Below are 17763 nucleotides of genomic sequence, written 5' to 3'. Positions count from 1 at the left end.
TTTAGAATCGGAGCCATTCTATGAAACACCCCTCGCCACGCCGCGCTGCGTCTGGTGCGGTGCTGGCCCTGGCGTTCGCGGCGCCCTGGGGCTTGCCCGCGCAGGCGCAACAGCCATCGCCCCCGGCCACCGCAGTCACTGCCTCCGCCCCCGGTCCCCAGCAGTTCACCCTCTCCAACGGCATGACCCTGATCGTGCAGCCCGACCGGCGTTCGCCGACCGCGGTGCAGATGGTCTGGGTGCGCGTGGGCTCGATCGACGAAGTCGACGGCACCTCGGGCGTGGCCCATGCGCTCGAGCACATGATGTTCAAGGGCACCAAGTCGATCAAGCCCGGCGAGTTCTCGCGCCGCGTGGCGGCGCTGGGCGGGCAGGAGAACGCCTTCACCACGCGCGACTACACCGGCTACTACCAGCAGATCCCGGTCGGCAGCCTCGAGCAGGTGATGAAGCTCGAATCCGACCGTTTCGCCAACAACCAGTGGCCCGACGACGAGTTCAAGCGCGAGATCGAGGTGGTCAAGGAAGAGCGCCGCATGCGCACCGAGGACCAGCCGCGCGCCCTGCTCGGCGAGCAGCAGAGCGCGGCCGTCTTCATCGCCTCGCCCTATCACCGGCCGGTGGTGGGCTGGATGAGCGACCTCGACGCGATGACGCCCGAGGACGTGCGCGAGTTCCATCGCCGCTGGTACGTGCCCGCCAATGCCGCGATCGTGATCGCCGGCGATGTCGACGTCGACAAGGTGCGCGCGCTGGCCGAGAAGTACTACGGCGGCATCCCCGCGCGCGCGGTGCCGGTGCGCAAGCCGCGCATCGAGCCGCCGCAGCGCGGCATCCGCCGCATCGAGTTCAAGGCGCCGGCCGAGCAGGCCTACGTCTCGCTGGCCTTCCGCATCCCGCAGCTCGAGAGCATCGATGCCGAGAGCGACGCCTGGGCGCTCGAGGTGCTGTCGGCCGTGCTCGACGGCTACACCGGCTCGCGGCTCGACCGCGCGCTCACGCAGGGACCGGAGCGCGTGGCCGATTCGGCCGGTGCCTATTCGGGGCTGATGGGACGCGGTCCGCAGCTGTTCGGCCTGGCGGGCGTGCCCGCGGCCGGCAAGACCGCCGCGCAGGTCGAGGCCGCGCTGCGCGCGCAGGTCGCGCGCATCGCCAAGGAAGGCGTGGGCGAGGCCGAGCTCGCGCGCGTCAAGACGCAGTGGGTGGCGAGCGAGACCTACAAGCGCGATTCGGTGATGGCGCAGGCGCGCGAACTCGGCAGCAACTGGGTGCAGGGCCTGCCGCTCGATGCCGACCCGCGCATGATCGCGAAGCTGCAGGCCGTGACCGCCGCGCAGGTGCAGGCGGTGGCCGCCAAGTACTTCGGCGACGATCAGCTCACCGTGGCCACCTTGGTCCCGCTGCCGCCCGATGCACGGCCCCGTGCCCGCGGCTTCGCCGCTCCCGCGGGAGAACTGCGTTGAACGCCGCCGCATCGCTCGAAGGTCAGATCCCCATGTCCCTCTCCCATTCCAAGCCGGCCATCGCCGGCCGCCTGCTGCGCACCGGCGTGCTGGCCATGCTCGGCTTCGCCGGCCTGGCCGCGCAGGCCGCGTTGCCGATCGAACACTGGACGCTCGCCAACGGCGCCAAGATCTACCTCGTGTCCTCGCAGGCGCTGCCGATCGTCGATGTCGAGGTCGACTTCGATGCCGGCAGCCGGCGCGATCCCGCCGACCAGGCCGGCCTCGCGAGCGTGAGCTCGACCATGGTCGAGAAGGGCGTGCGCGCCGGCCGCGACGGCGAGCCCGCGCTCGACCAGAACGCGCTGGGCGAGGCCTGGGCCGATCTGGGCGCCGAGTTCGACGTCAGCGCCAGCAACGACCGCACCAGCTACACGCTGCGCAGCCTCGCCGACCCCAAGCTGCTCGACAAGGCGGTGGCGCTGGCCGCGCGCGTGATCGGCGAACCCACTTTCCCCGACGACATCTGGCAGCGCGAACGCGAGCGCCTTTCCGCCTCGATCCGCGAGGGCAACACCAAGCCCGCGACCGTCGCGGCGCGTGCCTTCTCGACCGCGGTCTACAGCGGCCATCCCTACGGCCAGCAGACCACCGAGGCCACGCTCGCGCGCATCGACACCGCGGCCATGCGCCAGCGCTACCAGCAACTGATCGTGCCGTGCCGCGCCAAGCTCAGCATCGTGGGCGCGGTGACGCGCGCGCAGGCCGAGGACATCGCCAACGCGATGCTGTCGCGGCTGCCCGGCCCCGAGGCCTGCACGCCGCTGCCCGCGATCGCACCGGTGCCGGCGTTGGCCGAATCGAAGGAGGTGCGCATTCCCTTCGAGTCGGCGCAGACCCATGTCTACATCGGCCAGCCCGGCTATCCGCGCAAGGACCCCGACCACTTCGCGCTCAACCTCGGCAACTACATCCTCGGCGGCGGCGGCTTCGTCTCGCGCCTGACCGACGAGGTGCGCGAGAAGCGCGGCCTGACCTACAGCGTCTACAGCGGCTTCGCGCCGGGGCTCGACGCGGGCGCGTTCCGCGTCGGCTTCCAGACCCGGCCCGACCAGGCGGCCGAGGCGGTGAAGGTGGCGCGCGAGGTGCTCGCGAAGTTCGTCGCCGAAGGACCCACGCAGAACGAGCTCAAGGCCGCGAAGGACAACCTGATCGGCGGCTTCCCGCTGCTGCTCGACAGCAACCGCAAGCTGATCGGCAACGTCGCCAACATCGCCTGGAACGATCTGCCGCTCGACTACCTCGACACCTGGACCGCGCGCATGAATGCCGTGACCGCCGCCGACATCAAGGCCGCGTTCGCGCGCAAGCTGCAGCCCGATCGCATGGTGACGGTGGTGGTGGGCAGCGACCCGCAGGCCAAGCCGCAGGACAGCAAGTAGGCCGCTTCAGGCCAGCGCGTGCGGCCCCGTGCGCGAGGCGGCGCGCACGCAGTCGCCGAGCCGTGCGAGCAGCCGCGGCGCCGCGCGCGCCTGCTGCCAGTACAGCGGCACCGGCAGCCGCGAGCCCGCCACCAGCTCCACCAGCGAGCCGTCGCGCAAGGCCTGCGCCACCATGCTCAGCGGATGCATGCCCCAGCCCATGCCCGCGCGCGCGGCCTCGACGAAGGCCTGCGGCGAGGGCAGCCAGTGGCGCGGCGTCTCGACCTCGCGATGGCAGATGCGCCGCACCCAGCGCGCCTGCAGCGCGTCCTTGCGGTCGAACACCAGGCTCGGCGCCTGCGCCAGCGTGCGCGCGCCCACGCCCTTGGCGAAGTGCGACCGTACGAAGGCCGGGCTGGCGGCCGCCACGTAGTGCATGGTGCCCAGCGCCTCGCTGTTGCAGCCGGCCACAGGCTGCGCCAGCGCGGTGACCGCCGCCAGCACCGCGCCGCTGCGCAGGCGCTCGGCCGTGTGGTCCTGGTCGTCGACCGTGAGGTCGAGCAGCGCGCCGTGCTGCTGCGAGAAGGCGGCGGCCGCGCCGACGAACCAGGTCGCGAGGCTGTCGGCATTGACCGCCACCCGCACCGTGACCCGCTCGCCGGCCTCGCCGGCGCCCAGCACCGGCAGCGCATCGCGCAGCTCGTGCTCGAGCATGCCCACGCGCTCGACGTGCCGGCACAGCTGCAGCCCGGCCTCGGTCGCCACGCAGGGCTGGCCGCGCACCAGCAGCGCGCCGCCGATGCGCTCCTCGAGCAGCTTCACGCGCTGCGACACCGCCGAGGGCGTGACGTTGAGCGCGCGGGCCGCGCGCTCGAAGCTGCCTTCGCGCACCACGGTGGCCAAGGCGTTGAGGGCGGCGTAGTCGAGCATGTGGATGAAGCAAAGCTGAATTGGATTAAGAAAGTTTAGTTTGAGTTAATTCGTGCGCCACGGCAAGCTCGCACCATGTCTGCCGAACTCGTCACCACCGCCTTCCTCAACGGGCTCTTCATGAGCCTGGTGCTCATCGTCGCCATCGGCGCGCAGAACGCCTACGTGTTGCGCCAGGGCTTGCGCCGCGAGCACGTGAGCGCGGTCGTGCTGTTCTGCGCCGTGAGCGACGCGGTGCTGATCTCGGCCGGCGTGGCCGGCATGGCGCAGGCGCTCCAGGGCCGGCCGATGCTGGCCACCGCGCTCGCCGGCTTCGGCGCGCTGTTCCTCGCCGGCTACGGGCTGCGCGCGCTGTGGCGTTCGCGCGCGGCCGGTGCGCTGCGCACGGTCACGCAGGGCAGTTCGCTGTCGCGCACCGCGGTGCTGGCCCAGGCCGCGGGCTTCACGCTGCTCAACCCGCACGTCTACCTCGACACCGTGCTGCTCGTGGGCAGCACCGGCGCGCAGTACGCGGGCTCGCTCAAGGGATGGTTCGTGGCCGGCTCGGCGCTCGCGAGCGCGCTGTGGTTCTCGGCCCTCGGCTATGGCGCGCGGCTGCTGGCGCCGGTGTTCGCGCGGCCGCGCGCCTGGCAGATGCTCGATGCATTGATCGGCGGCACGATGCTGGTGCTGGCGGCGCTGCTCGCGCGGCGTGCCATCGCGGGCTTCTGAGCCCCGGCGGGCGCGTTAAGCTCGCCGCATGCCCCGCAAGCCCGCCGCCGCGCCCTCGCGCACCCCAACGACTTCTTCCCCCGCGCGTCCGGCGCGCGCGCACGAGGTGCGCATCATCGGCGGCCAGTGGAAACGCACCCGCCTCGCCGTCGCCGACAAGCCCGGCCTGCGCCCCACGCCCGACCGCGTGCGCGAGACGCTGTTCAACTGGCTCGCGAGCCTGGCCGGCGCCGGTGGCGGCGAGCTGCCGGGCTGGCAGTGCATCGATGCCTTCGCGGGCACCGGCGCGCTCGGCCTCGAGGCCGCGTCGCGCGGCGCAGCCGGCGTGCTGCTGTGCGAGCAGGACGCCGCGCTGGTCGCGCAGATCCAGGCCGCCAAGACCAAGCTCGCTGCCGAGGCGGTGCGTGTGGAGCGCGGCAACGGCGTCACGGCGCTCGAGCGCACGCCGGCCGCGAGCCTCAACGTGGTCTTCCTCGACCCGCCCTTCGACAGCACCACGCTCTACGAACCCGCGCTGCGCGCCGCCGCGCGCGCGGTCCGCGCGGGCGGTGCCATCTACCTCGAGGCACCGCGCCGCTGGAGCGACGAGGAAGCGGCCGCGCTCGGCCTGGTCGTGTTCCGTCACTTGAAGGCCGGCGCGGTGCATGCACACCTTTTGATGCATGCCGCACACGGCACTGCATAATCCGCCGACCCAAGCCGCATCGGCTGCATGAGGAGGTAGCAACCATGGCCAGCAACGTGATCGCGGTTTATCCCGGCACTTTCGACCCCATCACCCTCGGGCACGAGGACGTGGTGCGGCGTGCGACCCAACTGTTCTCGAAGGTGATCGTCGCCGTGGCGGCCGGTCACCACAAGAAGGCGCTCTTCACGCTGCAGGAACGCATCGAGATGGCGCGCGAAGCCGTCAAGCCCTACAGCGACCAGGTCTCGGTCGAGAGCTTCTCGGGCCTGCTGCGCGACTTCGTCGTGGCGCGCGGCGGCAAGGCCATGGTGCGTGGCCTGCGCGCCGTCACCGACTTCGACTACGAGTTCCAGCTCGCGGGCATGAACCGCTCGCTGATGCCCGACGTCGAGACCGTGTTCCTCACGCCCAGCGACAAGTACCAGTTCATTTCCAGCACTTTCGTGCGCGAGATCGCGATGCTCGGCGGCGAGGTGCACAAGTTCGTCTCGCCCAACGTCGAACAGCAGCTCGCGGCCAAGGTCCGAAGCCTCGGCAGAGAGTAGGCGCCGCCGATGAGCGGCGCGCTGGCGCCCCGTTTGCACCTGTTGGGCGACGCGGCGCTGCTGTGCGACCTGCCCGGTCCCGCCACGTTCGTCCAGCAGCAGAAGATCTGGGCGCTGGCGCGCGAGGCCGGCCGCTGGAGCGGCGTCGGCGAAGTGCTGCCGGGCATGAACAACCTCACGCTGACCTTCGATCCGACCGCGGTCGACCTCGAGGCGCTCAGCGCGCGCGTGCTCGAGGCCTGGCCGCGGCTCGAGGCCGGCGGCATCGAGGGCCGCGACATCGAGATTCCCGTGGCCTATGGCGGCGAGCACGGTCCCGACCTCGCGGACGTGGCGGCCCACACCGGCCTGTCGACCACCGAGGTGGTGCGCCGCCATGCCGCGGCCGAGTACGTGGTCTACCTGCTGGGCTTCCTGCCGGGCTTCGCCTTCCTCGGCGGACTGCCGGCCGCGCTCGCCACGCCGCGCCGCGCCGAACCGCGCACGGCCGTGCCCCCGGGCTCGGTCGGCATCGGCGGCGAGCAGACCGGCATCTATCCGCTGCGCTCGCCGGGCGGCTGGCAACTGATCGGGCGCACCGAGGTCGCGCTCTTCGATCCGCTGGCCGCGTCGCCGACCCTGCTGCGGCCGGGCGATCGCGTGCGCTTCGTCGTCGAAAGCCTGCGGCCATGATGCTCCTGATCGAGAAGCCCGGCCCGCTGGCGTCGGTGCAGGACCTCGGGCGCCACGGCCATCGCCAGCTCGGCATCTGCCCGGGCGGCGCGCTCGACACGCTGGCGCTGGCGATCGCCAACCGGCTGGTGGGCAACGCCACTGGCGCGGCCGGGCTCGAGCTGACGCTGGGCGGCAGCGTGCTGCGCTTCGAGACCGACACGCGCATCGCGCTGGTGGGCGACGACTTCGGCGCCAAGCTCGACGGCCAGCCGCTGTGGCCGTGCTGGAGCGTGCCGGTCGCGGCCGGGCAGACGCTGCGGCTCGCGAGCGCCAACGCGGGCGGCAAGGCCGGCCTGCGCAGCTGGCTCGCGGTGGCGGGCGGCATCGACGTGCCGCCCGTGCTCGGCTCGCGCAGCACCGACCTCAAGGCCGGCTTCGGTGGCCACGAAGGCCGTGCGCTGCGCAAGGGCGACCGGCTGCCATTGGGCGAGTCGGCGCTGGCCGAGGCGCAGCGCGCGCGGCGCGCCTTCGGGGTGCGCGGTCCCGACTGGGAGCGCGATGCCGCGGCCGACGGTGCGATCGCCTTGCGCGTGCTGCCCGGCCCCGAGTTCGAGCAGTTCACGGTCGCCTCGCGCGACCAGCTCTGGGGCGAGCGCTGGCGCATCACGCCGCAGAGCAACCGCATGGGCAGCCGGCTCGCGAGCGCGAGCGGCGCCGAGCTGCGGCGCAAGCGCGGCACCGACATGCTGTCCTCGGGCGTGATCCCCGGCACGATCCAGGTGCCGCCCTCGGGCCAGCCGATCATCCTGATGGGCGACGCCCAGACCACAGGCGGCTATCCGCGCATCGGCGTGGTGATCCGCGCCGACCTCTGGAAGCTCGCGCAGGCGCCGCTCGACGGCAACCTGCGGCTGGTGCCGGTCGATGCCGCCACCGCGCTCGAGGCCTGGGCCGCGCAGCAGCGCTACGTCGCGCAGGTGGTGCAAGGCCTCGCGGCGGCGGGCTGGCCGACCCCGGCATAGACTGCGGCCTTTCCATCCGCCGCATCGCTCCAGGAGCCCTCCCATGCACATCGACCTCAACGCGGACCTCGGCGAAGGCGCCGGCAGCGACGAAGCGCTGCTCGGGCTCGTGAGCTCGGCCAACATCGCCTGCGGCTGGCATGCGGGCGACCCGAAGACCATGCACCAGTGCGTGCGCTGGGCCGTCGCGCAGGGTGTGTCGATCGGGGCGCATCCCAGCTTTCCCGACCGCGAGAACTTCGGCCGCAGCACCATGCACCTGCCGCCCGACGAGATCGTCTCCAACGTGCTCTACCAGGTCGGCGCGCTCGCGGCCATCGTCAAGGCCGAGGGCGGCCGGCTCGCGCACGTGAAGGCGCACGGCCAGCTCTACAACCAGGCGGTGAAGGAGCCCGAACTCGCCGATGCGCTGTGCGAGGCCGTGCGCCGCTTCGATCCTTCGCTGAAGTTCTTCGGCCTCGCGGGCAGCGGCATGATCGACGCCGCGCGCCGCGCCGGCCTCGTGCCGGTGGAGGAGGTGTTCGCCGACCGCGGCTACATGCCCGACGGCAGCCTGGTGCCGCGCAGCCAGCCCGGCGCGCTGATCGAGGACGACGCGCAGGCCATCGCCCAGACCCTGGCCTTCGTGCGCGAACGCCAGGTGAAGGCCATCGACGGCAGCATCGTGCCGGTCAATGCGCAGACCGTCTGCCTGCATGGCGACGGCGCGCATGCGCTGGCCTTCGCGCGCCGCATCCGCGAGCGGCTGCTGTCCGAAGGCATCGAGGTGCGCGCGGACTGACGAAGCCGCGCGACGGCGCATCCGCCGCTCAGGCGGGCAGTGCTTCCTCGCAGGCCAGCGCACTCACCCAGCGCGGCCCGATCTCCTCGCAGTAGTCGGCCACCACGGTGCGCGTGAGCCGCGCCACCGCCTGGACCGCGGGCGCCGTGCCCTCGGCATGCGCGAGGCTGATCGCCATCGGCGGCAGCGCGGGGCCGTCGCGCACCTCGAGTTCGCCGGCCGCCAGTTCCTGGCGCACGAACACCGGCGGGATCGCGGCCACGCCGAAGCCGCCCTTGGTTAGCTGGATGATCGATTGCACCGACGGAAAGCTGCACACGCGCGGCTCCGCGGCACGCCCCGCGAACAGCGCCTTCACGTGCGCGCGCGGGCCCGAGGTGCGCGAGAAGGTCAGAAGCGGCACCCGCTCGAGGTCCTCGAGCCGCAAGGTGCGCGCATGCGGCAACAGCGTCGGGCGCGCCACCCAGCGCATCGGGAAGCTGCACAGCGGCAGCAGCACCGACTCGCCGCTGCGCGCGAGCTCGGAGACGTCGTCGTTCTGGATCAGCAGGTCGAACTTGCGCTGCCGGAACTGCTCGCGCAGGTTGTGCGCCGTGTCGACCGTGATGTCGGGCTCGACCGCGGGCAGCCGCGCGCTCAGCAGGTGGATCAGCGGCGTGAGCCAGGTGTGGACCACCGTCTCGATCACGCCGATGCGCACGCGCCCCGAGGGCGGCGCATCGGGCTGCACCGAGCGCTTGAGCTGTTTCTCGAGCGCGAGGATCTGCTCGGCCTGCGCCACCACCTGCTCGCCGATGCGCGTGAGCCGCAGCGAGCGCTGGGAGCGGTCGACCAGCTGCACGCCGAGCTCTTCTTCCAGCGCCTCGATGCGCTTGGACACCGCGGCCTGGGTGGCGCAGAGCATCTGCGCCGTCTCTCGGAAGCTCTTGAGCCGGTCGAGCATGACCAGCGTTTCGAGGAAACGGGTGTTCATCTTCTGCCTCTCCCTGGTCCGAGCATCGTTGAACTTTTGTTATCGGGTTGTTTAACAAAAACTCGTTCGACTCGATCAATTGCTCATGTTTTCATCAACTTGTCGCACACGTAAGCGGTGCAACCCGCCCCCCGGCGGCAGCTTCGGTCTCTGACCGAACGCTGCAGGAGCCGTGCCAGCGGGTTGCTGGTTTGTTTTTCGTTGCTGTCAGGTACTGGATCAGGGAGAGATCGAATGAAGAAAGCGAAGGCAAGGCGCGCCAGGATCGGTGCCGCCCTGGGGATTTGTGCGCTGGCGGTCGCCGGCTGCGGTGGCGGAGGTGGGGGCGGGGGTGTCGACCCGGCGGTGCTGGCGGCGATCGCCGCCGCCGGTGGCACGCAGCCGCCCGCCCCACCGGCACCGCCGCCGCCCGCGCCGCCACCACCACCGGCCGTGCGCGCCAAGTGCGCGATGGACAGCGCCGTGGAGGCCTCCTACGAGGAGCGGCGCCTGCCGAACAAGATCGCCGCCAGCGATGCACTGAGCTATTCGCAGCAACTGCTGCAGGCCAGCGGATTCGATCGCTTCGGCCCCGATTTCGCCGCGAAGCTCTGCAGCGACGGGCTGGCCGGCGCCTCGAGCTACGACGAGGCGGTGGCGCTGCTGCACGCCGAGGGCCGCAAGCTCTGGCAGGCGGCGCTCGACCGCGTGCAGGGCCGGTCGGTCCAGGGCACGCTGGCCAAGAGCGATGACCGCATGCTCTATTGGGCACGGCTGACGATGACGCTCGCGCTGCGCCAGTGGAAGCCCGAGTTCGCGTTGACGGACGCGCAGCGCGCCGCGCTGCAGAACGAGTTCGAGCGTGCATCGCGCGGGCAGCTGTCGATCGATTTTCCCGAAGGCGCGGGCCACAGGCGGATCCTGGTGAGCGGCTTCGATCCGTTCTCGCTCGGCGAGCCGAGTTCGGATGCCGGGGTCGAGTCCGGCGACATCGGACTGCTCAGAGGCAACCCCTCGGGCGCGACCATCCTCTCGCTCGATGGCCAGACCGTGGCGCTGGCCGACGGCACGACCGCGGTGATCCGCACCTTCATCCTGCCCGTCAACTACGGTCCGTTCCTCGCCGGCATGCAGGAGGACACGCTGGGGCCCTGGTTCAAGCCCGGCGGCAAGCGCGTCGATGCGTCGATCACCATGAGCCAGGGGCGCAACAGCTTCGACCTGGAGCACTACAACGGGCGCTATCACTTCTCCGCCGCCGGCAACGACAACCTGAGGCCTCCGTGCACCGGCCTTCCCTCGAACCAGGATTGCGAGATCAACCCGCCGGAACGCTGGTTGGGGTATTCGCCCACGCCATGGTCGAAGGATGCGCCGTCGCAGTTCACCGTCGCAAGCCTGCCGTTCCAGAGAATGATCGATGCGGCCACGGGCGACTGGAAAGTGGCTCGGAACGACGATTACGATGTCATAGAGTGCACCCTCGACGCTCTTTTTCCGCCCGAGGGAACGAAGCCGAATCCGCAAGAGCTGAACTGCGCGCTGCAGGGCGGGGGCGGCAACTACCTGTCCAACGCCAGCGCGTATCGCAACACCTTGCTGCGCGACGTCTTCCGGCTCGACATTCCTGCAGGCCACATTCACACGCCGACCATGAAGATTCCAAGGGGCGTCACCGATCCGGAATTCGAGACCCACCGTGACAAGATCGTTGCGCAGTCCCGCAACCTGGTCATCGAGGTGGCCAAGAGCCTGGCCTCACCGCCCGCTCTGTGATTTCCCGGGAGAACCGACCATGAAATTCATCGCAGCCTTCGCATTCGCTCTCGGCACGGCCCTGAGCTGCGGTCCGGCGCTGTCCCAACCCACCGGCGGGTTCTATCTGTTCAAGCACAAGGACAACGGCAAGATCGTGTGCTTCCAGCAGGTCATCAACTCCGATTGGGACCGGCTGTCGGGCCCGTTCCTCGACGCCACATGCAAGACCGAGCAGAAGCCCAAGCCCGCGCGCAATGACCTGCCCGCCAATCCGCTCGACCTCGCGCCCAGGAAGTAGCGACGCCAGGGGGCGCTTGCGGTAACGTCGGTCCCATGACCTCGCCGAAGACGCCCCGAACCTCTCCACCATCGCGCGTGCTGCTGACCGGCTTCGAGCCCTTCGGCGGCGAGGCCATCAATCCTTCATGGGAAGCAGTGCGCGCGCTCGATGGCTGGAAGCACGCCGGCGCGGTGGTGCATGCGCGCCAGATGCCCTGCGTCTTCGGCGCGGCCATCGAATCGCTGGCCGAGGCGATGGACGAACTCAAGCCGCGGCTGGTGCTGTGCATCGGCCAGGCCGGCGGCCGTGCCGAGGTCACGCCCGAGCGCGTGGCGATCAACATCGACGATGGTCGCATCGCCGACAACGCGGGACAGCAGCCGGTCGACGTGCCGGTGGCGCCCGAGGGCCCCGCGGCCTATTTCTCGACGCTGCCGATCAAGGCCATGGTGCGCGACCTGCGCGCCGCGGGCGTGCCGGCCTCGGTGTCGAACACGGCTGGCACCTTCGTCTGCAACCACATCTTCTATGGCCTGATGCACCAGCTCGCGCAGCGTGCGCAGCGGGGCGTGCAGGGCGTACGCGGTGGCTTCATCCACATCCCCTACCTGCCCGAGCAGGCGGCGAACTTTCCGGGCGCGCCGAGCATGGCGCTCGCGACCCTGGTCGAGGCGCTGCGCATCGCGGTGCGCACCGCGCTCGAGGTCGAGCGCGATATCGCCGAGACCGGCGGCCTGCTTCACTGAGTTCACTGAGGCTGGCCGGGCTCGGCTCGGCGCTCAGGCCGCGAACAGCTTCGCGAGCCAGCCGTTGAGCGCGTCGTTGACCAGAGCCGGCTTTTCCATCGTCAGCATGTGGCCGCAATGCGGCACCCACACCACTTCCGCCTGCGGCAGCAGCGCCGCCAGTTCGCGCGTGCATTCGGGCGGCGCGAGGCGGTCGTCGTCGCCGCACATCAGCAGCACGGGCGCGCGCAGCGACGCGAGGTGCGTGCGCGCATCGGGCCGGGCCATCACGGCGCGGTTCTGGCGCGTGAGCTGCTCGGCGCCGGCGCCCAGCACCATGTCGAGGTAGCGCTGCACCAGCACCGGGTCGGCGGCCTGGGCCGGATGGAAGGCGAAGAACACGTTGGGCTCGATCACCTCGCGCAGCTCGCCGCGCGCGAAGTACTCGATCGCGCCTTCGCGCAGCGCGCGCATGTCGGGCGTCTCGGGCCGCGCGCTGGTGCCCAGCAGGGCCAGGCCCGCGATGCGACCGGGAGCCTGGCGCGCGGCCTCCATCGCGACCATGCCGCCCATCGAGGCGCCGCACAGCACCAGCGGGCCGGGGTTCTCGGCCAGCACGGCCGCGGCCATGCCCTCGATGGTGGCGTGGCGCAGCTGGACGTCGCTCACGCGCGGCGAGAGCGAGGAGGGGAGGGCGGGGAGCTGGGCGTCCCACAGGCGCGCGTCGCACGCGAGGCCGGGAAGAAGTACGAGGGTGGCAGGCATGCCGGGATTCTGCGCGAGGAGGCCATCCCGGCGCATCGGCATAGGCTTCCTGGCCAGCAGCCAGACGCGCCGCGGCTCGACATACTCGCGCCGCCACCCCTTCTCCTTTTCCTTCGACTTCCATGAACCTGGTTCAACGCGTGCAGGACATCCTGCTCAAGCCCAAGGCCACCTGGCCGATGATCGATGCCGAGCCCGAGGACGCCGCCTCGCTCTACAAGAACTACCTGATGATCCTCGCGCTGATCCCGGCCGTGGCCGGCTTCATCGGCCTGTCGGTGATCGGCATGGGCGCCTTCGGCGTCAGCTTCCGCGTGCCGCTGCTCGCGGGGCTGGTCAACATGGTGGTGGGCTACGTGCTGTCGCTCGTGGTGGTGTTCGTGATCGGCCTCATCGTCGATGCGCTCGCGCCCACTTTCGACGGCGTGCAGAGCCCGGTCGCCGCGCTCAAGCTTGCGGTCTATGCCTCCACCGCCTCGCTGGTCGGCGGCGTCTTCAGCCTGCTGCCCTCGCTGTCGGTGCTGGGCGCGCTGTGCGGGCTCTACGGCATCTACCTGATCTACCTCGGCCTGCCGGTGCTGATGAAGTGCCCGGCCGATCGCGCGCTGCCCTACACCGCGGTGGTGGTGGTCTGCGCCATCGTCGGCGGCTTCACGATCGCGTGGGTGCTCTCGCTGCTCACGCCTTCGCCGGCGCTGCGACTGGGCGCGCTGCCGCTGGCCTTGGCCTGAAAGCGCACCCTGCGCGGGTGCCGGTGGTGGGACAATGGCGGTCGATGCCCACGCCCAAACCCGACACCACCACCGACATCATCCTCATCCGCCACGGCGAGACTGCCTGGAACCGCGAACTGCGCTTCCAGGGCCATGCCGACGTGCCGCTCAACGACATGGGCCACGAGCAGGCGCGCCGCATCGGGCTGCGGCTGGCGCAGGAAACCGCGGTGCAGCACGTGATCAGCAGTGACCTGCTGCGGGCCCAGCAGACGGCGGCGCCCGGCGCCTCGCAGCTCTCGCTGCCGATCGCCACCACGGCCTCGCTGCGCGAGCAGTTCTTCGGCATCGTCGAGGGCATGCGCTCCGACGAGATCCAGGCCCTGCATCCGCGCGCCTGGGAAGAGTGGCTCGAGTTCCGCGAAGACCACGCCATGCCCGAGGGCGAGACGCCGCGCGAGTTCCATGCGCGCATCGTCGCGGCGCTCGGCACCATCGCCAGCGCGCACCGCGGGCAGCACCTGATCGTGGTCACGCACGGCGGCGTGCTCGACATGGTGTGGCGCACCGCGCACGGCCTGAGTCTCAGCGGTCCGCGCCGCAGCGAGATTCCCAACGCCGGCTTCAACCGCATCCGCATCGCCGATCCCGCGGCGCCCGAGGCGATCGAGATCGTCGAGTGGGCCGACACGCGGCACCTGGCCGACCTGCCGCCGCAGCCGACCTACGACCAGACGCGGCACCTCCAGCGCAAGGACTGAAGCGGCTCAGCCGCAGCTGCCGGCCTTCGGCGTGCGCAGCAGCGGCCGGCCCGCGCCGACGCCCGTCGGCTGACCCTGGTCCACCGCGAGCTGGCCGTTCACCAGCACCGTGCGCACGCCCTCGGACAGCAGCGTCGGTTGCGTGTAGGTGGCACGCGCGGCGAAGCGCGCGGGATCGAACACCACCACGTCGGCGTAGTAGCCGGGCCGCAGATGGCCGCGTTGCACCAGCCCCAGCGTGTCGGCCGTGAGCGAGGAACTGCTGTGGACGAACTGCGCGAGCGAGATCGCGTGCTCCTTCACCACGTACTGCTCGTACTTGCGCGCGAAGGTGCCGTAGGCGCGCGGATGGCCCTGCGAGGAATCCGACGAGGTCATGACCCAGGGCCGCTTCATGAAGGCGCGCACGTCGTCGTCGCTCTGGTTGAACGAGGCGATCATCAGGTCGCCGTCGCGCAGCACCGCGATGGCTGCGTCGACCGGGTCGGCGTTCGTGTCCTTCGCGACCTGCGCGAGCGTCTTGCCCACGTACTTCGTGCTGCCGGCCGAGAACAGGATCGCGTCGGGCCCGCCGCGCAGCCGCAGGTTCTCGCGCATGCCGCCGCGCAGCCGCTCCTGCACCGCGGCATCGTCGAAGCGCTGCAGCAGCGCGGCGCGGCCGCCATCGATGGCCCAGGGCGGAATCAGCGCGGCCGAGAAGCGGGTGCTCGAGGCGGTCCATGGGTAGTGGTCGGCCGTGATGTCCAGGCCCTTGGCGCGCTCGCGTTCGATGCGCTCGATGATGTCGCCGCTCTGGCCCTGCACGTCGACGCCGAGCGCCTTGATGTGCGCCACGTGCACCGGCAGCTTCGCCTCGTGGCCGATGCGGATCACCTCGTCGATCGAGCCCTTGAGCCCGATGTTGTACATGGACTCGTCGCGGATGTGGCTGTCGTAGAGCCCGCCATGGCGCGCCGCCACCTTCGCGAGCGCGATCACCTCCTCGGTCTTCGAGAAGTTCTGCGGCGGATAGAACAGCCCCGTCGACAGGCCCAGCGCGCCCTCGCACATGGCCTGGCTCACGTGGCGGCCCATGGCCTCGAGCTGCTCGGGCGTGGGCTGGCGGTTGGCCTCGCCGAGCTGGCTGGTGCGCACCGGCCCGAAGCCGACGTACATCGCGACGTTGGTGCCCACCGGCACGGCGCGCAGCCGCTGCGCCTGGGCCGCGATGTCCCAGCCGCCGAAGCCGTCGTTGCCGATCACGGCCGTGGTCACGCCCTGGGTCAGGAACGGGATGTTGAGGCGCTTGCGCGCGTCGTTCGAATGCAGGTCGGTGTCGGCATGCGTGTGGGCGTCGATGAAGCCCGGCGCCACCACCATGCCGGTGGCGTCGATGGTGCGCTTCGCCTTGAACTGCGCGGGCATCGCGCGGCCCGCGAACACGATGCGGTCGCCCGCGATGCCGACGTCGCCGACCACGGGCCGGTCATCGTCGCCGGTGTAGACGGTGCCGCCGCGCAGCAGCAGGTCGAGTTCGACCGGTGCGTCGGCCGGCTGGGCGTGGAGCGAGGGTGCGAGGAAGGCTAGCGCGGCCAGGGCGATGAGCGAGGTCTGCATGGGCGATGTGGGCACGGGTGGAAACGCCGGCCAGTGTGGAGTCGCCCCGCGCGTGCCGCCAATTCCTTTTGCGGCACGCCCCATGTCCTGAACTCATGAGCGCGCGGCGACCTCCGGCAGGCCCAGTCGTCGGTAGACCTCGGCCGCCTGCCGGCGCAGCCGCAGCGATTCGGGCTGGCCGTTGACCTGCTGCTGCAGGATGCCCTGCGCGCCGGTCAGCGTGGCCTCGGTGCCGCTGCGCACCAGCGCGTCGAGGTAGACCTGCTCGAACAGGTCGCGCTGTGCATGGCTGCCGCCGATCTCGATCATGCGCGGCAGCGCGGTGCCGAGCCCGTCGATCGCCGCGGCCAGGTCGCCGCGCGCATGGGCGCGCAGGCCATGCGCGGCCGGCACGCACACGCGCTGCCAGGCCGCGCGCGTCGAGGCCGGCGCATGCGGCGCGAAGGCCTCGATGTTGGCCAGCAGCATGTCGGCCTCGGGCCGGCCCGCGCGCGCCAGGCCGTAGAGGTACTGCAGGTCGAGAAAGGGCAGCACGTGGTCGGCCTGGCGCTGCAGCAGGTGCGTTGCCACGTCGTTCCAGCGATCGCCGACGTCGACGCCCGCGAGCTCGAGCCGCGCGAGCAGCGAGACGGCGCCGATCTGGTCCTGCGAATATTCCTTGACCACGCCCCAGGCACGGCGGTCGTAGACCGCGAGCGCCTCGTCGCCGCGGCCCAGGTCGATGAGGAACAGCGCCACGTGCCACCAGTTGTGCGTGACCATGAAGGAGTTGAGGCCGACCCAGGTGTCGCTCACGCTCTCCATGAAGGCCAGGCCCTCGGCGAGCCGGCCCTCGGTGAGCATCACGTGCGCGAGCGCATGGTGGGCCCAGGGCTCCTTGCGGCACAGGGCGATCGCATGGCGCGCGCTGGCCTCGGCCTCGCGCATCAGGTGGCACTGCTCGTAGCCGAAGGCGGCCATGCCGTGCACGTAGGGCACCTCGGCCGCATGCGGCAGCACCGCGAGCGCGAGCCGCAGCATGCCGGGGCAGTCGCCGGTGTTGAAGCAGTGGTACTGGCCGAGCTTGAGCGACACCAGGTCGCGCGGATGCTCGCGCGCCTGTTCGGCATGCAGCGCGATGGCGCGCGCGATGTCGCCGTCGGCCCAGGCCTCGATGGCGGCGATGTAGCGCTGCTCGCGCGGCGTGGCGCGCGCGGCCTGCTCGCGTGCCTTGTCGAGGAAGGGGCGTGCATTGGCCACGGCCTCGCGCGATTCGGCGAACAGGTGCAGCGTGGCGCCGTAGGCCTGCACGATGGGGCTCGTGTCGTCCTCGGTGGCGGCGAGCAGGTTGACGGCGCGGGCCTCGCTCGAGATGAAGCCCATGACGAAATCGTCGACCAGCGGCAGGCTGGTGGCGTCGTCGAGGGTGAGGGGATTGCCGAGGCTGTCGGCGTGGCGGACGGTGTTCGACGTGGGGCTGGCGGAGGGCATGGCGCATCGTGCCATGCCCCCGCGGCGGCTTCAACGCGCGGCCTCAGACCCCGGCCTGTTGATGCCGGTACTCCTGGGTCTTGCCGCCGTAGCCGTAGGCCGCGCCGCGCGCGTCGATCACGTGGATGTACGAGACCTCGTGCAGGTTCGGCCGCAGCTTGGCCATGGCCGCATGGACCTCGCGCAGGTAGCGCGCCTTCTCGGCCTTGGTGTTGGTCTCGTCGGTGATGCTGATGTCGAGGTGGAAGGCCGACTTCCCGAGCGCGGCCATCGACTGGCCGCCGATGAACCAGGTCTCGGCGGCGATGTACTGCACGGTGATGGCGATCACCGGCAGCTGCTTGCCGAGCACGCTCTGGGTGAGCTCGGCGACGGCGTCGACGGTCTGGCGCGTGAGGTCGGCATCGGGTTGGCCGGAGAGGTGGACGACGATGTGGGGCATGGCGGACTCCTTGGTGGATGGGTGGTCGATGGGGTGATTGTGGGCAGCGCCTCGTCATCGGAAAAGCGGGAAGATATGATGAAACCCATCGGAATAACGGATGGATG

The 17763-nt window shown here is 70.9% G+C and carries 19 protein-coding genes; 13 read left to right on the top strand and 6 right to left on the bottom strand.

Going from position 1 to position 17763, the window contains the following annotated elements; genetic code table 11:
• Positions 1–20: 20 nt before the first annotated feature.
• Both AC07PU_RS33790 and AC07PU_RS33785 read left to right on the top strand, forming a co-directional pair.
• The gene (locus AC07PU_RS33790; protein ID WP_495322597.1) at positions 21–1463 is read left to right on the top strand and encodes a M16 family metallopeptidase; all 1443 of its coding nucleotides are present in this window, start codon (positions 21–23) and stop codon (positions 1461–1463) included.
• Positions 1464–1558: 95 nt separating this feature from the next.
• Positions 1559–2884 (top strand): M16 family metallopeptidase, encoded by a 1326-nt coding sequence (locus tag AC07PU_RS33785; protein WP_495322688.1) that lies wholly within the window; start codon positions 1559–1561, stop codon positions 2882–2884.
• A 6-nt stretch (positions 2885–2890) separates the two neighbouring features.
• On the opposite strand, the gene AC07PU_RS33780 is transcribed toward AC07PU_RS33785, so the two are convergent.
• Positions 2891–3793: a LysR family transcriptional regulator ArgP gene (locus AC07PU_RS33780; protein WP_495322596.1), complete on the bottom strand. Its 903-nt coding sequence runs from the start codon at positions 3791–3793 to the stop codon at positions 2891–2893.
• A 75-nt stretch (positions 3794–3868) separates the two neighbouring features.
• Between AC07PU_RS33780 and AC07PU_RS33775 the strand changes: the two genes are divergently transcribed.
• The 6 genes from AC07PU_RS33775 to pxpA are packed head-to-tail and all read left to right on the top strand — an operon-like array spanning position 3869 to position 8194.
• Positions 3869–4504, top strand: a complete 636-nt coding sequence (locus tag AC07PU_RS33775; protein ID WP_093347394.1) for a LysE/ArgO family amino acid transporter — start codon at positions 3869–3871, stop codon at positions 4502–4504.
• 28 nt (positions 4505–4532) lie between these two features.
• Positions 4533–5189 carry an RsmD family RNA methyltransferase gene (locus AC07PU_RS33770; protein ID WP_495322595.1) on the top strand — a complete coding sequence of 219 codons (657 nt, stop codon included), beginning with the start codon at positions 4533–4535 and terminating at the stop codon, positions 5187–5189.
• Positions 5190–5233: 44 nt separating this feature from the next.
• Positions 5234–5737 carry a pantetheine-phosphate adenylyltransferase gene (gene coaD / locus AC07PU_RS33765; RefSeq protein ID WP_057596071.1) on the top strand — a complete coding sequence of 168 codons (504 nt, stop codon included), beginning with the start codon at positions 5234–5236 and terminating at the stop codon, positions 5735–5737.
• 9 nt (positions 5738–5746) lie between these two features.
• Positions 5747–6409, top strand: coding sequence for a 5-oxoprolinase subunit PxpB (gene pxpB, locus AC07PU_RS33760; RefSeq protein ID WP_093347389.1), 663 nt, complete (start codon positions 5747–5749; stop codon positions 6407–6409).
• Entirely contained in the window at positions 6409–7413 is a 1005-nt protein-coding gene (locus AC07PU_RS33755; RefSeq protein ID WP_495322687.1) for a 5-oxoprolinase subunit C family protein, read from the top strand. Before pxpB ends, AC07PU_RS33755 begins: the two co-directional genes overlap by 1 nt.
• Before the next feature lie 43 nt (positions 7414–7456).
• Complete coding sequence (pxpA, locus tag AC07PU_RS33750) at positions 7457–8194, top strand: 5-oxoprolinase subunit PxpA (RefSeq protein ID WP_398497831.1); 738 nt, start codon at positions 7457–7459, stop codon at positions 8192–8194.
• A gap of 28 nt (positions 8195–8222) precedes the next feature.
• Here the strand turns inward: pxpA and AC07PU_RS33745 are convergent, their stop codons facing one another.
• Positions 8223–9167 carry a LysR family transcriptional regulator gene (locus AC07PU_RS33745; protein WP_093347381.1) on the bottom strand — a complete coding sequence of 315 codons (945 nt, stop codon included), beginning with the start codon at positions 9165–9167 and terminating at the stop codon, positions 8223–8225.
• Between the two features lie 234 nt (positions 9168–9401).
• On the opposite strand from AC07PU_RS33745, the gene AC07PU_RS33740 reads away from it, so the two are divergent.
• From AC07PU_RS33740 to pcp, 3 genes are read left to right on the top strand one after another with little or no spacing between them, the layout of a single operon-like run.
• Entirely contained in the window at positions 9402–10922 is a 1521-nt protein-coding gene (locus tag AC07PU_RS33740) for a PA0049 C-terminal domain-containing protein (RefSeq protein WP_495322594.1), read from the top strand.
• 19 nt (positions 10923–10941) lie between these two features.
• Positions 10942–11202: a hypothetical protein gene (locus AC07PU_RS33735; protein WP_495322593.1), complete on the top strand. Its 261-nt coding sequence runs from the start codon at positions 10942–10944 to the stop codon at positions 11200–11202.
• 35 nt (positions 11203–11237) lie between these two features.
• Positions 11238–11930: a pyroglutamyl-peptidase I gene (gene pcp / locus AC07PU_RS33730; protein ID WP_495322592.1), complete on the top strand. Its 693-nt coding sequence runs from the start codon at positions 11238–11240 to the stop codon at positions 11928–11930.
• Between the two features lie 33 nt (positions 11931–11963).
• Here pcp and AC07PU_RS33725 read toward each other — a convergent pair whose 3' ends face one another.
• Complete coding sequence (locus AC07PU_RS33725; RefSeq protein WP_495322591.1) at positions 11964–12674, bottom strand: alpha/beta fold hydrolase; 711 nt, start codon at positions 12672–12674, stop codon at positions 11964–11966.
• 122 nt (positions 12675–12796) lie between these two features.
• On the opposite strand from AC07PU_RS33725, the gene AC07PU_RS33720 reads away from it, so the two are divergent.
• Together AC07PU_RS33720 and AC07PU_RS33715 are read left to right on the top strand one after the other, a co-directional pair.
• Positions 12797–13405 (top strand): Yip1 family protein, encoded by a 609-nt coding sequence (locus AC07PU_RS33720; protein ID WP_495322590.1) that lies wholly within the window; start codon positions 12797–12799, stop codon positions 13403–13405.
• A gap of 44 nt (positions 13406–13449) precedes the next feature.
• Positions 13450–14148, top strand: coding sequence for a histidine phosphatase family protein (locus AC07PU_RS33715; RefSeq protein ID WP_093347366.1), 699 nt, complete (start codon positions 13450–13452; stop codon positions 14146–14148).
• 6 nt (positions 14149–14154) lie between these two features.
• Here the strand turns inward: AC07PU_RS33715 and AC07PU_RS33710 are convergent, their stop codons facing one another.
• From AC07PU_RS33710 to AC07PU_RS33700, 3 genes are all read right to left on the bottom strand, one after another.
• A complete protein-coding gene (locus tag AC07PU_RS33710) occupies positions 14155–15744 on the bottom strand; it encodes an N-acyl-D-amino-acid deacylase family protein (RefSeq protein ID WP_495322589.1) in 1590 nt (529 codons plus the stop codon).
• 93 nt (positions 15745–15837) lie between these two features.
• Positions 15838–17214: a tetratricopeptide repeat protein gene (locus AC07PU_RS33705; RefSeq protein WP_495322588.1), complete on the bottom strand. Its 1377-nt coding sequence runs from the start codon at positions 17212–17214 to the stop codon at positions 15838–15840.
• 43 nt (positions 17215–17257) lie between these two features.
• The gene (locus tag AC07PU_RS33700; RefSeq protein ID WP_495322587.1) at positions 17258–17656 is read right to left on the bottom strand and encodes a tautomerase family protein; all 399 of its coding nucleotides are present in this window, start codon (positions 17654–17656) and stop codon (positions 17258–17260) included.
• Positions 17657–17763: the final 107 nt, after the last annotated feature.

It is taken from the genome of Variovorax sp. GW821-FHT10D07 (assembly GCF_059415325.1).
Note: the sequence above shows the minus strand (reverse complement) of the source record. Positions and strands in the feature narration are given on the sequence as shown.